This is a genomic window from Pseudoalteromonas sp. MSK9-3, assembly GCF_003590335.1.
Lineage (GTDB): Bacteria > Pseudomonadota > Gammaproteobacteria > Enterobacterales > Alteromonadaceae > Pseudoalteromonas.
On sequence record NZ_MIET01000023.1, the window covers coordinates 75,918 to 88,869 of the forward strand.

A 12,952-nucleotide genomic window follows, 5' to 3' on the forward strand; every position below is an offset into this window, starting at 1 on the left:
AAAGTTCATCAAGATATGTTTGCTTGCTTATTTTCTGAGCGTTCCCCGGTAAAAATACCTGATTCACCTTCAACATAGTCCACAGGTTGTGCTGAATCGTCAGAACGTTGGTTATCTCTTCTGCGTTCAGGGCGGCTTTTTAAAGAGGCATGCAGCTGCTCAGTGGTTTCTTTAGAGAAAAACGGTTCACTGGGGTGTGTTGGCTTTTCAGTTAAAAGCACTTGATCGGTGCGCTCAACATGGCTAAAGAGTTGAGTATAGCTTTCTTGCATTTTGCTCATCAGCTTTTTAGTACTTGCTAAGTGATCTGACACATCTTGACGATATTGCTCAAGTTCACTTTGTGCTTGTATGGCTTGCTGCTCTAACTCAGTTTGTTTAAGTTGCTTTCGGGTGACTTGCGCACCGATAAAAAAACCAATTACACCAGTAATGATCAAAAGCCCCAACCAAACGATAGTTGTCATATATTTCTCCTGTGGGTATCGGGTTGCCAGTAAAAATATGGCGATAAGAATAAAATGTAACTTACAGTCAATATACGCGGAGAATGGTTGCGTGTTAATATAGAAAATCAATAAATATGGGTAACAGTGTAAAAAATGATGACTCCTTGGCAAAAATATCAGCAAGATCTTCAAACGGATGACTTTCAATACGACAGCGCACAAGAAAATGCGGTTAAGCATTTACAGCGCTTGTATGATGATCTGTGTGCAAAGCCTGTTGAGCAACCAAGTAGTTTCCTGTCGCGTTTATTTAGCAAAAAGGTCGAACCAAAGAAAATTAAAGGGTTGTACTTTTGGGGTGGGGTTGGTCGTGGCAAAACCTATTTAGTTGATACTTTTTTTGATGCATTACCAACTGAACGCAAAATGCGCGTGCACTTTCATCGATTTATGCATCGTGTTCACGACGAATTAAAAAAGCTCCAAGATGTGAAAGATCCGCTTGAGGTTGTGGCTGATATATTTAAAAAAGAAACCGATATTATTTGTTTTGATGAATTCTTCGTTCAAGACATTACCGACGCGATGTTGTTAGGTGGATTAATGCAGGCTCTGTTTGCACGTGACATCGTGCTGGTTGCGACTTCTAATATTGTACCGGATGATTTGTATCGTAACGGCTTGCAGCGTGCGCGATTTGTACCTGCGATAGATTTGGTTAATGCCAACACGGAAGTTGTGAATGTTGACTCTGGTATTGACTACCGTTTGCGTACCTTAGAGCAAGCTGAAATCTTTCATAGCCCATTAGATGAGCAAGCAGATAAGAATTTATTCGCTTATTTTGATAAGTTGTCGCCGGAGCCTGGGCGGGTTGATGAAGCTATTGAAATAGAAGGGCGCTTAATTAAGACACGTAAAGTGTCGGACTGTATTGTGATGTTCGATTTTACACAGTTGTGTGAAACAGCGCGCTCACAAGTGGATTATATGGAAATAAGTCGCCTCTACAACACGGTTATTTTATCCAACGTAAAACGCTTAAGTCAGCAAAATGATGATGCAGCTCGTCGTTTCATCGCGTTAGTCGATGAGTTTTATGAACGTAATGTTACCCTTATTATTTCTGCGGAAGCACCTATCACCGAATTATATTCTACGGGGACGTTAGAATTTGAATTCAAACGATGTGTTAGTCGTTTACAAGAAATGCAATCGCTTGATTATTTAGCAAGGGAACACCTAGCTTAATACTCAATCAAGCACCCGTAACGTGCAAAGCCAAAGAAATGCAATTATTTTGTAGAAAAAACAGCCGTGCGCTAGTCAATCTCTTTATGAGTTGCTATAATCCGCGGCCTGCCACGTTGCGTTCTATTGCCCTCGTCGGCTTAGCCACTGACTTGAGCGGCAAAAAGTCTTAAACTCGAAGGGGTTAAAGCACGATATAGTAAAGCGGTAACCATTTTGGTTATCTGTGGTTTTAATTGAAAACATTGGATTTTTTAGATGAAAACGTTTGTTGCTAAACCAGATACAGTAAAACGTGACTGGTACGTAGTTGACGCTGAAGGTAAAACTTTAGGTCGTATCGCTACTGAAATCGCTAGTCGCCTGCGCGGAAAGCATAAAGCTGAATACACTCCTCACGTAGATACTGGTGATTATATCATCGTTATCAACGCTGAAAAAGTTACTGTAACTGGTAACAAATTCAAAAACAAAGTGTACTACGCACACTCTGGTTTCCCAGGTGGACTTAAGTCTGTAACTTTCGATAAGCTTCAAGCTGCTAAGCCTGAAATGATTATCGAGAAAGCGGTTAAAGGCATGTTACCTCGCGGTCCTCTAGGTCGTGAAATGTACCGTAAGCTTAAAGTTTACGTTGGTAATGAGCACAACCACGCGGCACAACAGCCGCAGGTTTTAGACATTTAAGGAGCACATCATGGCAAATCAATACTACGGTACAGGTCGTCGTAAAAGTTCAAGTGCTCGCGTATTCTTACGCCCAGGCACTGGCAACATCGTAATCAATAAGCGCTCTTTAGATGAGTACTTTGGTCGTGAAACGGCTCGCATGGTTGTTCGTCAAGCTCTTGAGCTTGTAGATATGACTGAAAAGTTTGACCTATACATCACTGTTGAAGGTGGTGGTACTACTGGTCAAGCAGGCGCAATCCGTCACGGTATTACACGTGCACTTATGGAGTTTGACGAGTCATTACGTCCTACACTTCGTAAAGCTGGCTTTGTTACTCGCGACGCTCGTAAAGTTGAGCGTAAGAAAGTGGGTCTACACAAAGCGCGTAAGCGTCCACAGTTCTCAAAGCGTTAATTTTTTACGTTTCAAGAATTCAAAAACCCAGCTTATGCTGGGTTTTTTGTTTTTAGCTACTTTATTTTTCGCTGAAAAAGTTAACCTCCTCTTTTTACGTCACTATCTGTCGTTTAAATTATCCTCAATCTAGTAATATCCCGTTTTTACTGACAAAAAAAGTGCAATATTTATTACATTTAGTGCAAATCTGTCGATAACTTAGCGCTTTTTTTTGCTACAATTGCAGGGCAAGTAAAGTGAGCGAGTTTCAACCCGTATTCTGTAGAGGGCAATTTTTCATACAGAGGTTGATCTTGGTCAGTAAATTGTTGTTATTGAAGCGATATCATAAATAATTAGCTTTTTGTACAAAGTAAATCCAGCGAGGGTGTTAGGTTTATTGGGTATGAGGGCTTGAATAACCTTGTTTTAATCAAGGGATTTATTTATGATCGCGTCTATTTTGTAGTTTCTTAAATTTAACCTGCTGTAACTGATGTTCTCAATATAGCAAGTGTTGAGATTCATAGTGGAGATAAGTGGATGAGCAATGCGCCTGTAGACAATGGCCGACGTCGCTTTTTAACCATAGCTACCTCTGTTGTAGGTGGTGTTGGTGCGGCTGGGGCTGCTGTTCCTTTTATTGCGTCTTGGAATCCAAGTGAGCGAGCTAAATCTGCAGGTGCGCCTGTAGAAGTGGATATCAGCAAACTTGAACCCGGACAATTAATTCGTGTTGAGTGGCGAGGTAAGCCTGTTTGGGTTATTTCTCGTACCCCAAAAATGTTGGAAGAGATGAAAGCTCATGAAGGGCAACTTCGTGATCCTGCTTCTGAAGAACCTCAACAACTCGATTCAGCTAAAAATCCATACCGCTCTAAGCGTCCTGAGATTTTTGTTGCGGTCGGTATTTGTACGCACCTAGGCTGTTCTCCTAGCTTCCTTCAAGGTGGCTTTGGTGAAAAAGTTGAAGGTACTGAGGACGGTTTCTTCTGTCCATGTCATGGTTCTAAATTTGATATGGCTGGTCGAGTATTCCAAGCGGTTCCTGCACCGTTAAACCTTGAGATCCCTCCATACACCTTTATTGATGACACCACGATTATCGTTGGTGAAGAAGAAGGGGTAGCGTAATGGCTGAAAACTCTAAAGCAGCTTCTGGCGTTGTAGGTAACGTCATAAACTGGATCGATGACCGTATTCCAATGACACGTGTTTGGAATATGCACATTGCTCAATATCCTGCGCCAAAAAACTTTAACTTTTGGTATTTATTCGGATCACTAGCAATCCTTGTGTTAGTAAACCAAATTCTTACGGGTATCTGGTTAACCATGAACTATGTACCATCTGCTGAAGGTGCATTTGCGTCAGTAGAGTACATCATGCGTGATGTAGAATATGGTTGGTTACTCCGATATCTGCACTCAACAGGCGCATCTGCGTTTTTTGTTGTCGTGTACTTACATATGTTCCGTGGCATGATTTACGGTTCTTATCAAAAACCACGTGAATTACTGTGGTTGTTTGGTATGTTTATCTTCCTAGCCCTTATGGCAGAAGCATTCATGGGTTACTTACTGCCTTGGGGACAGATGTCTTTCTGGGGCGCACAGGTAATTATCTCACTATTTGGTGCAATTCCGGTGATAGGTGAAGACCTAACGCAGTGGATCCGTGGTGACTATGTTATCTCAGGAGCAACGCTAAACCGTTTCTTTGCATTACATGTTATTGCATTACCATTAGTATTAGTTATTTTAGTATTCCTACACATTGTAGCGTTACATGAAGTCGGGTCTAACAACCCAGACGGCATTGAAATTAAACATAAAAAAGGCACTATTTCAGAAGATGAAAAGCCTAAGTTTAAGTTCCATGAATACTACACTGACAAGAAAGATATCGTTGATGCGATCCCTTTCCACCCTTACTACACGGTAAAAGATATTTTAGGCGTTGCAGGTTTCTTGATTCTATTCTGTTGGGTTGTATTTTTCTCTCCAGAAATGGGTGGTTTCTTTTTAGAAGCGCCAAACTTTGAAGCCGCTAACCCACTGAAAACACCAGAGCATATTTTCCCTGTTTGGTATTTCACACCTTTCTATGCGATATTACGTGCTATTCCTGATAAGTTAATGGGTGTAGCGGCAATGGGTGCATCGATTGTTGTGCTAGCGTTACTACCGTGGCTTGACCGTGGTTCGGTTCGCTCAATTCGTTACCGTTGTACATTACATAAATGGAACATTGCGCAATTTGTTGTGACATTTGTTATTTTAGGCTGGGTTGGTGCTACACCACAAACAGACTTCAAAACAATCTTATCGCAAATTACCACTGTGACTTACTTCATGTTCTTTGTATTACTATTTGTATACTCAAAGAATGAGACGACTAAGCCATTGCCGACGAGGGTAACCAAATGATGAAAAAACTAATTATCGGTTTATTCGCATTGTTGCCAACGTTTGTTATGGCAGCAGGTCCATCAGTACCGTTGATGGATGCTAATAATGATCTAACTGACAAAGCGTCACTTCAACGCGGTGCTCAGTTATTCATGAATTACTGCTTAGGTTGTCACCAAATGCAGTACCAACGTTATGAACGTACGTTCCGTGACATTGGTATTCCAACAGATATTGGCCAAGAACAGCTAATTTTTGATGGTTCAAAAGTGGGTGGCCACATTTTGAATGCAATGGAGCAAGATGATGCCGCTAAATGGTTTGGCGCAGCGCCGCCAGATTTAACCTTGATCTCTCGTGTTAAATCTCCTGACTACATCTATACGTACTTAAAGTCGTTTTATAAAGATGAGTCACGTCCATTTGGTGTAAATAATATGGTATTCCCTTTAGTGGGTATGCCACACGTACTACAAGAGTTGCAAGGTTTACCATTGCCGATCACTGAAGAAGTTGAAGAGCATGGTAAGATGGTTACTAAAGTAGTAGGTCTAGAAACTGATGGCTCAGGTGAAATGAGCACAGATGAATATGATCATGCTGCACGTGACATTACCAACTTCTTAGCTTATGTGGGTGAGCCTTCTCGCCTTGAGTCTGAGTCGTTAGGTATTAAGGTATTAGGATTTTTATTAATTCTATTTATCCTTGCATTCTTCTTGAAGAAAGAATACTGGAGAGATGTTCACTAAAGTGAGCAAATCTAAGGTAATTATGTAATAGGGGCTGTTGCCCCTATTGCTGTTTAAAGTGATTTATTACTTTTGTAATTATTAATGGAGGTAGGCATGGCCGTTGCTGCCAATAAGCGCCCTGTAATGACTCTTTTCTCTGGTGCGAACTGTATGTACAGTCACCAAGTACGTATTGTACTTGCAGAGAAAGGCGTAAGTGTTGATATCCACCTAGCAGAAAAGGACAATCTGCCAGAAGCTCTTCATGAGATAAACCCTTATGGCACTGTACCAACTTTAATTGATCGTGAGCTTGGTCTTTACCGTGCAGACATCATCATGGAATACCTTGATGAGCGTTTTCCACACCCTCCACTAATGCCTGTATATCCAGTTATGCGTGGCCGCAGTCGCTTAATGATGCACCGCATCGAAAATGACTGGTATAGCCTTGCAGCAAAAATCTCAGAAGGCGGCTCTGATGCAGCTATTGCTCGTAGAGATTTAACTGAAGCACTATTAGCGGTTGCAGCAATCTTTACTGAAGCGCCTTACTTTATGAGTGAAGAGTTTAGTTTAGTTGATTGTTACCTAGCACCATTATTATGGCGTTTGCCAGAGCTTGGTATTGAGCTTAATGGCGCGGGTGCAAAAGAAATGAAAGATTATATGCTTCGTTTGTTTGAGCGTGATTCGTTCCAAGCATCATTGACTGAAGCTGAGCGTGAGATCAGATCATAATGACGCCAAATCGCCCATACCTCTTAAGAGCTTTTTTCGATTGGATTGTTGATAATGAATGCACGCCGCATTTGGTGGTTAATGCTGATTATCCTGCGGTACAAGTACCGACGCAATTTGTTCAGGATGGGCAAATTGTATTGAATATTAGTCCTTCGGCAGTGACTGCCTTTTCATTAGATAACGAGCAACTGAGCTTTAATGCCCGGTTTGGTGGCCAGCCTATGCAGGTTTACGTGCCGCTTGGTGCCGTGCTTGCGATATATGCTCGTGAAAATGGTGAGGGTACCGTCTTTACGCAAGAAGCATTTGATGATGCTGAGCTAGAAGAGACTTTTGAGCCTGTAGAAAGTGAAGAAACAGTATCAACTGAGCCTGTTGAAAAGCCTGAGAAAAAGAAAGGTTCACATTTACGCGTGGTCAAATAACGACTCATTCAATATAGAAAAAACCCGCAATAAGCGGGTTTTTTTATACCAGTTTTAAATTATCTATTTGAGAAGGTTATTAAAGGTATTCAAATGCCTTAATGACTCGCTCTACACCACTTATGTTTCTTGCGATCTCAACTGCTTGCTCTGCCTCTATAGGAGCTACGAGGCCCATCAGGAAGACTTCTGCGTTTTCAGTCACGACCTTTATGTTGTTACCACTGACATTTTCATCGGCGAGGAGCTTGGTTTTTACTTTTGACGTGAGCCAAGTATCGTGGGTTTGTGTTGTGATCCCAATATTACTGCCAATTCGCAATTGATTGTGAACCCGACGGATTGCAGGCACCGTTTTGAGTGCGGCTTCAGCTTCGGTGCGCATTTCAACATTACTGACTTGACCGACTAATAACACCACGCCATTGACGCTGACAACGCTAATATTGGCATGATTGGCTAAACGGTCAATGCTTTTTAATGCCAGAGTCCCTTTGATCTCGATATTATTGTCATCGATTTGGACTCCAATTGTTCGGCGATCATTGGCTGCAGACATGGCTCCCGCTGTCCCTGCTACAACTGCAGCCGCGCACCCTTGAAGCAGAGTCAGGCTTAATAGTAAGGCGATAGGTTTAACATGCATTTATTGTTCTTCCTGTGGGAATAATGTGTCATCGATGAGCTGACTCAAACAATGAAGTGAAAATAGATGAGATTCTATAATGCGACTAGGCCGCTTACTCGGCACTCTGATCTCGACATCATTAGGTCCAAGTAGTCCGGTTAATTCTCCCCCATCATCACCCATTAACGCTATGACCTTCATGTCTTTGGTAAGTGCGGCCTCAGCGGCACTGACAATACTTTTCTCATTGCCATTAACACCAATAACCAATAATAAGTCACCTTGCTGAGCAAATGCCCTGACTTGCCGAGCATAGTGTTCAGTATCATCTTCTGCACTGACTGTGCCCAAATTGATGCTATTTTGCGTCAGTGCTACAGCTGGTAGGCAAGGTCGCTCGGTTTCGTAAAAGTTCACTAAGAGACCGGCCATATGTGTTGCTAACATATGACAGCTTGGTACACCGCAGCATACTACTTTATTGCCATTTATTAAGCTTTGTACAATTGTAAATGCTGCTGCTTCTAATGAGCTAGGTAATACTTCTCCAGCAGCTATTTGTGCTTGAATACTTTCTGTAAAAATCGTCTTAATAGATTCTTGCATATTAAAAAACGCTCTTAATCCATTGTATATTTGGAGGATTTTGGCCCTCGATTGCTACAAAGTCTACTCGTACTTCAGCATTATGCAACTGATGCTCTGTCAAATACTGATAAATACTTCGCTTGAGTCTTTGTTGTTTTGTGTGTGATAAAGCAGCGACTGCTCCACCAAACCCTTTATATTTTCGGTATTTTACTTCAATAAATACCATTTTATTACCATCGCGCATGATAAGATCTATTTCACCATAACGGCAATAGTAATTTTGTGCCTCAAATACTAGCCCTTGGCGTTTTAAGTAAGAAAGCGCAAGCTGTTCATAGAAAGATCCTTTTTCTCTTGTGTTGCTAAACAGTCCTTTTAGCATGCAATGTTCCTTTTTAGTTGCTTCTATTACTGTGTACTTCCCCCAGTTCCATCGAGTTTTGCATAAACAGTGGTAATGGTGCTTGTTCATTAAGTTGCACAAGGCGGATCTGTTGTTTACTGTATTGTGCCCATTTCAGCCTTCGGTGGATGACATTCTTCCCTTTTATACTAAGGTTACCTGTTAAACCAACCAGTTCTTTTCCGGGGATTTTTGCTAGCTGTTTTATTTCGCTGATAAGCGTAACGGCATCAAATGCCATGGCAAATAAGCGTTGTTCAATATCTGCTTGTTCTGGAAACATCTGCTGATATTTTTCTCGTAAATTTTTGTTATCCACTGCATTTGGTAGCATCCAAGGTTGCTCAGTAAAGAACAGCCCATCTAAATCGTTTTTATCTGTGATATCGATACGCCTGCTATAACTTCGAGAGCTGGCATAAAGAGGGATCTTAGGGGCAAACGTACTCACATTCACATCAAGGTAAGGTTTTAACAAGCGCGTTTCAGCTGAATTACCTAATATATAGATTACATCGATATCTTGTCTTGAACGTGTTTCACTCTCAATGTCGGTTTTTCTATATAAGCTTTCAATGGTTTTAATACGTTGCTTTGAATCTTCGACTTCTAACAATTCCGCTATGATTTTTGCCATATTTTTGCTGTCGGTATAAAACCCAACTTCTGGCTCTGCGCTGCTATATCGGTGCCATTGAGAAGTAAAGTGTTCAACAAGGCGGTTACCAGAGTTACTGTCTGGCGCGAGCAACATGGGTTTTTGATATTTTTTAGCTAAAAAGTGCACCATTGCTTGTTCAACTTCATGCTCTGGGTTAAGCGAGAAGTAATAGTGGTGTGGGACTGAGTTTGTTGAATGATTTTGCGTATTTAAATAAATAGTCGGGAGCGCTGCAATGATATCGCTACTTTGCAGCTTTTCTATGTTAGACCGTAGTAGCGGACCAATTACAAAGTCGACTTCATGAGTTTGTAACTGTTGTTCAATGTCTGCTTGTGTAAGCGTTTCATCAATAAAAAACACTTCAGTATGCGGTATGCTGTCGGTGGCTGCTAAAAAGCCATTTTTTAATGCAACGCCAAGTCGCTCGCTTGTGCCAGATTGGGGGAGTAATATGGCGAGCTTGCTGGTTTTATAGGGAGCAAGTAATACGGATTCAGTGACTTCTCGTGGCAAAATATAGCTCGCAGGGTGATTAACAAAACGGCGTTGCCAATTGTTCATCGCTTGATGGAGCTCAACACCTGCGCCTAAATAAATTTGCTGATATTTTGCGAGTTTAACCCAGCCTTGCTGAATAACTGAACCGGTATCAAAGCGCTCTAATGCATACGAAGACAACTGTTGCAATGCGAGCCAGATTTCATCGTTTAATCCTGCTAATGAGAGAGTGTGCTGCGAAGCAATGTTGGCCGACTTAAAATAATGCACAAGGGCTTTTTTTGGCAATTGCTGTGATGCATAGATACTCCCCATTAAATATTGGTGCCATGCTTGGTGTTCAGGGAGTTTGAGTTGCTCAGATAAGGTATGAAGAATAGCTAATGCTGCTGTGTAGTTCGCCATTTCTTTACGTGCGAGTGCGATATAGAGCTTATTTTGGACGTGGTCAACGCTGCTTTTACTCTCTAAAGCTAAACATGCTAGCTCTAATGTACGCCAATCTTGTTCTTCAATGGCGGTTTCGCGCGCGCTATACAACAACTGGATCTTAGTGATGCTCTGTTTTGACATTGCTTTGTTATACAACCCTGCCGCGTTTAATACATCAACGGTAGGCTGCTGTTGGCTATTATTTTCTCTAACCGACGTGTTTGACGTTTTTTCGGTTGTGCTACAGGCTGATAAACCTGACAATATACCAATTACAAGACTAATTACTTTCAGTCGCACTATGGACCCTTGGTTAATTTTGTTGTTGAAGGGTTATCTTACTGACTGAAACTGGAGAGCTCAATGATTAAAGCACACAACACAGATAAAATAGGCACCCTATATGTGGTTGCGACGCCAATAGGTAACCTCGGTGATATTAGCGAACGCGCGCTCACAACATTATCTGAAGTGGACTTAATCGCAGCTGAAGATACGCGCCACACTGGTAAATTGTTGAGTCATTTTAATATTAAAGCGAAAACATTTGCGCTGCATGACCACAATGAAAAGCAAAAGGCACAGCAAGTGGTTGATTGGTTAAATGAAGGGCTTGATATTGCGCTAGTGTCTGATGCCGGTACTCCGCTGATCAGTGATCCTGGTTACTCAGTCGTCAACTTGTGTCGAGCGCAAGGTGCGAATGTTACCCCGGTACCTGGTGCGTGTGCCGCGATCACGGCTGTCAGCTGTTCAGGTTTGCCTACTGATCGCTTTCAGTTTGTGGGCTTTACACCCGCAAAAAGTCAAGCGAGGCAGCAGTTTTTTATTGACGCATATGAAAGCAATATCACCAGTATTATGTATGAAAGTACGCACCGTATTATGGCCAGCCTAGACGATTTGAAAGTGGCGTTAGGGGCAGAGCAGCAAGTGGTTTTTGCGAAAGAGTTAACAAAAACATACGAAACATTTTTCAGTGGCACGGTAACGGCACTCATTGAATTTTTAACGGAAGAACCTGAAAAACAACGGGGCGAGTTAGTATTGATGTTACCTGGTAAGCCTAAGCAGCAAGAAGAGATCCCAGCCGATGCAAAACGTATGTTGTCATTACTCGAACCTGAGATGCCATTAAAAAAAGCATGTGGTGTGGTTGCTGACTATTTTGGCTTAAAGAAAAATGCGCTGTATAAAGCAGCAATCGCAGAAAAAGAGCAGTAAAAAGCGTGAGCTTTGTCTAGATATACCGTATAATCCGCCGCGAGTCAGCCGGATAATCGCTGCCTGTGACGAAAATGATCAGGGGGAGGAAAGTCCGGGCTCCATAGGGCAGGGTGCCAGTTAACGGCTGGGAGGCGAAAGCCTACGACAAGTGCAGCAGAGAGAAGACCGCCAGCTTTCGAGTTGGTAAGGGTGAAAGGGTGCGGTAAGAGCGCACCGGGCCACTGGTAACAGTTGGTTGCAAGGTAAACTCCACCCGGAGCAAGACCAAATAGGGTTCCATCTTTTAACTAAGAACGCGTGGCCCACGTGGGAACCGGGTAGGTTGCTTGAGCCTAGGAGCGATCCTAGGCCTAGACGAATGATTATCTATTACAGAACCCGGCTTATAGGCTGACTCAAACTCAAGCGTAAGCATCTACTTTATTTAGGTGCTTACGCTTGACCCCTCAAGATTATATCTGTGTTACCCCTTAACTATTCCTGCGTTAAATAGAACCGTTTTTTAGCTAAACTAGAGCCATGAGCATTATTTAATACCTCTTTAAATCTGTTGTTTGCTATTTCATCGTGTACTTCATCACCTTTATCTAGGGTGTGTAACGAGTAAGACGCAGAGGGCATTCTGTGTGTTGAATGTGGCAGGCTGACTTTCACCTACCTTTCCCAGTGTTATTAACGTGTCTTTTGATCATTTATGCTGAACATTGTGATTTTTTTAATGAAGAGATTGCCACCTTCTATTTTGTCAGTGAAGGTTCTGCAATATCATCAGGTTTGTAATACACGATAAGCTGAGCACCACTTATAAAAAGTGCGATTGATATGTCAGTAAAAGTAAGGTGCCTGTACCGTATTTTGAGGTAGTCATACTGGTGTATTATTTATAATATATTAATAACATAAAGTTCCGATAGTATTATTTTTGTTCAATTAACTTAAATAAGAAAAGGAATGATCATGTTAAAAAATACATTGCTAATGGGGCTGGCTACAGCATTATTGTCAACGACAGCTTTGGCTGTTACTGAAGAGCGTGTACCTGAGTATTGCTGGTATGAAAATCAACAAGTTGACGTACATACTGTGGAATGTGAATACGAAGTGGCTTTTGAGCACTATGGTTTACCGTATTTCCATTTTAATGATAACCCAAGCAGAAATTGCCCGACTAAGTACTGGCGTAAAGTGTCTTTAGAAAAAGATTTAACAAAAACAAAAACGTTTACGCAGGAAGGGAGCATGCCAAGCTGTGGGACGCGCTGGATGTCACACACTTGGGAAAGCTATTACCCTGTAAATGGCGAGCAGTGCAATTACTGGTGGCGTGAAGGGAAAAATGTTGTCGGTTCAGTTGATAGACATACCGTGACGACTGAAACTCGTCGTGTTCGTATCTGTGAGCCTGCTTACTAAGCATATTAGGCTT

General features: G+C 41.9%; 16 protein-coding genes and 1 other RNA gene. 11 read left to right on the top strand and 6 right to left on the bottom strand.

Features of this window, described 5'->3' with window-relative positions; translation table 11 throughout:
- Positions 1–8 precede the first annotated feature (8 nt).
- Complete coding sequence (locus BGP78_RS08250) at positions 9–467, bottom strand: YhcB family protein (protein ID WP_010361378.1); 459 nt, start codon at positions 465–467, stop codon at positions 9–11.
- 138 nt (positions 468–605) lie between these two features.
- Between BGP78_RS08250 and zapE the strand changes: the two genes are divergently transcribed.
- The 8 genes from zapE (at position 606) to BGP78_RS08290 (ending at position 7,083) form a co-directional block, all read left to right on the top strand.
- On the top strand, positions 606–1,700 hold the full coding sequence (zapE, locus tag BGP78_RS08255) for a cell division protein ZapE (protein WP_119861023.1): 1,095 nt from the start codon (positions 606–608) through the stop codon (positions 1,698–1,700).
- Positions 1,701–1,958: 258 nt separating this feature from the next.
- Positions 1,959–2,387, top strand: a complete 429-nt coding sequence (gene rplM / locus BGP78_RS08260; protein WP_010361380.1) for a 50S ribosomal protein L13 — start codon at positions 1,959–1,961, stop codon at positions 2,385–2,387.
- A 7-nt stretch (positions 2,388–2,394) separates the two neighbouring features.
- The gene (gene rpsI / locus BGP78_RS08265) at positions 2,395–2,787 is read left to right on the top strand and encodes a 30S ribosomal protein S9 (RefSeq protein WP_171041054.1); all 393 of its coding nucleotides are present in this window, start codon (positions 2,395–2,397) and stop codon (positions 2,785–2,787) included.
- 525 nt (positions 2,788–3,312) lie between these two features.
- On the top strand, positions 3,313–3,903 hold the full coding sequence (petA, locus tag BGP78_RS08270) for a ubiquinol-cytochrome c reductase iron-sulfur subunit (RefSeq protein ID WP_119860956.1): 591 nt from the start codon (positions 3,313–3,315) through the stop codon (positions 3,901–3,903).
- On the top strand, positions 3,903–5,198 hold the full coding sequence (locus BGP78_RS08275; protein ID WP_010361383.1) for a cytochrome b N-terminal domain-containing protein: 1,296 nt from the start codon (positions 3,903–3,905) through the stop codon (positions 5,196–5,198). The genes petA and BGP78_RS08275 overlap by 1 nt, the downstream gene beginning before the upstream one ends.
- A complete protein-coding gene (locus BGP78_RS08280; protein ID WP_119860957.1) occupies positions 5,195–5,932 on the top strand; it encodes a cytochrome c1 in 738 nt (245 codons plus the stop codon). Before BGP78_RS08275 ends, BGP78_RS08280 begins: the two co-directional genes overlap by 4 nt.
- 96 nt (positions 5,933–6,028) lie before the next feature.
- Positions 6,029–6,655: a stringent starvation protein SspA gene (sspA, locus tag BGP78_RS08285; RefSeq protein ID WP_119860958.1), complete on the top strand. Its 627-nt coding sequence runs from the start codon at positions 6,029–6,031 to the stop codon at positions 6,653–6,655.
- Positions 6,655–7,083 (top strand): ClpXP protease specificity-enhancing factor, encoded by a 429-nt coding sequence (locus BGP78_RS08290; protein ID WP_119860959.1) that lies wholly within the window; start codon positions 6,655–6,657, stop codon positions 7,081–7,083. The genes sspA and BGP78_RS08290 overlap by 1 nt, the downstream gene beginning before the upstream one ends.
- A gap of 79 nt (positions 7,084–7,162) precedes the next feature.
- Here BGP78_RS08290 and dolP read toward each other — a convergent pair whose 3' ends face one another.
- Genes dolP through BGP78_RS08310 form a run of 4 tightly spaced genes read right to left on the bottom strand, consistent with a single transcriptional unit; the run spans position 7,163 to position 10,599 of the window.
- Positions 7,163–7,729, bottom strand: a complete 567-nt coding sequence (dolP, locus tag BGP78_RS08295; protein ID WP_119860960.1) for a division/outer membrane stress-associated lipid-binding lipoprotein — start codon at positions 7,727–7,729, stop codon at positions 7,163–7,165.
- The gene (locus BGP78_RS08300) at positions 7,730–8,317 is read right to left on the bottom strand and encodes an SIS domain-containing protein (RefSeq protein WP_119860961.1); all 588 of its coding nucleotides are present in this window, start codon (positions 8,315–8,317) and stop codon (positions 7,730–7,732) included.
- A gap of 1 nt (position 8,318) precedes the next feature.
- Positions 8,319–8,684 carry a YraN family protein gene (locus BGP78_RS08305; RefSeq protein WP_119860962.1) on the bottom strand — a complete coding sequence of 122 codons (366 nt, stop codon included), beginning with the start codon at positions 8,682–8,684 and terminating at the stop codon, positions 8,319–8,321.
- A gap of 13 nt (positions 8,685–8,697) precedes the next feature.
- Positions 8,698–10,599 (bottom strand): penicillin-binding protein activator, encoded by a 1,902-nt coding sequence (locus BGP78_RS08310; RefSeq protein ID WP_119860963.1) that lies wholly within the window; start codon positions 10,597–10,599, stop codon positions 8,698–8,700.
- A gap of 63 nt (positions 10,600–10,662) precedes the next feature.
- Here BGP78_RS08310 and rsmI point away from each other — a divergent pair, with 63 nt between their 5' ends.
- Positions 10,663–11,523: a 16S rRNA (cytidine(1402)-2'-O)-methyltransferase gene (gene rsmI, locus BGP78_RS08315; protein ID WP_119860964.1), complete on the top strand. Its 861-nt coding sequence runs from the start codon at positions 10,663–10,665 to the stop codon at positions 11,521–11,523.
- A 40-nt stretch (positions 11,524–11,563) separates the two neighbouring features.
- Positions 11,564–11,928, top strand: an RNA gene (rnpB, locus tag BGP78_RS08320) — RNase P RNA component class A.
- Positions 11,929–12,000: 72 nt separating this feature from the next.
- On the opposite strand, the gene BGP78_RS22545 is transcribed toward rnpB, so the two are convergent.
- Positions 12,001–12,180: a hypothetical protein gene (locus BGP78_RS22545; RefSeq protein WP_147386071.1), complete on the bottom strand. Its 180-nt coding sequence runs from the start codon at positions 12,178–12,180 to the stop codon at positions 12,001–12,003.
- Between the two features lie 303 nt (positions 12,181–12,483).
- Here BGP78_RS22545 and BGP78_RS08325 point away from each other — a divergent pair, with 303 nt between their 5' ends.
- A complete protein-coding gene (locus tag BGP78_RS08325) occupies positions 12,484–12,939 on the top strand; it encodes a hypothetical protein (protein WP_119860965.1) in 456 nt (151 codons plus the stop codon).
- The last annotated feature ends 13 nt before the right edge of the window (positions 12,940–12,952 follow it).

Excerpts from the sequence above, each read along its gene's own strand:
- BGP78_RS08275 (WP_010361383.1), top strand. The coding sequence starts at position 3,903 with ATGGCTGAAAACTCTAAAGCAGCTTCTGGCGTTGTAGGTAACGTCATA.
- BGP78_RS08325 (WP_119860965.1), top strand. The coding sequence starts at position 12,484 with ATGTTAAAAAATACATTGCTAATGGGGCTGGCTACAGCATTATTGTCA.
- petA (WP_119860956.1), top strand. The coding sequence starts at position 3,313 with ATGAGCAATGCGCCTGTAGACAATGGCCGACGTCGCTTTTTAACCATA.
- zapE (WP_119861023.1), top strand. The coding sequence starts at position 606 with ATGACTCCTTGGCAAAAATATCAGCAAGATCTTCAAACGGATGACTTT.
- BGP78_RS08305 (WP_119860962.1), bottom strand. The coding sequence starts at position 8,684 with ATGCTAAAAGGACTGTTTAGCAACACAAGAGAAAAAGGATCTTTCTAT.
- BGP78_RS08290 (WP_119860959.1), top strand. The coding sequence starts at position 6,655 with ATGACGCCAAATCGCCCATACCTCTTAAGAGCTTTTTTCGATTGGATT.
- sspA (WP_119860958.1), top strand. The coding sequence starts at position 6,029 with ATGGCCGTTGCTGCCAATAAGCGCCCTGTAATGACTCTTTTCTCTGGT.
- rsmI (WP_119860964.1), top strand. The coding sequence starts at position 10,663 with ATGATTAAAGCACACAACACAGATAAAATAGGCACCCTATATGTGGTT.
- BGP78_RS08300 (WP_119860961.1), bottom strand. The coding sequence starts at position 8,317 with ATGCAAGAATCTATTAAGACGATTTTTACAGAAAGTATTCAAGCACAA.
- dolP (WP_119860960.1), bottom strand. The coding sequence starts at position 7,729 with ATGCATGTTAAACCTATCGCCTTACTATTAAGCCTGACTCTGCTTCAA.
- BGP78_RS08250 (WP_010361378.1), bottom strand. The coding sequence starts at position 467 with ATGACAACTATCGTTTGGTTGGGGCTTTTGATCATTACTGGTGTAATT.
- BGP78_RS08280 (WP_119860957.1), top strand. The coding sequence starts at position 5,195 with ATGATGAAAAAACTAATTATCGGTTTATTCGCATTGTTGCCAACGTTT.
- rplM (WP_010361380.1), top strand. The coding sequence starts at position 1,959 with ATGAAAACGTTTGTTGCTAAACCAGATACAGTAAAACGTGACTGGTAC.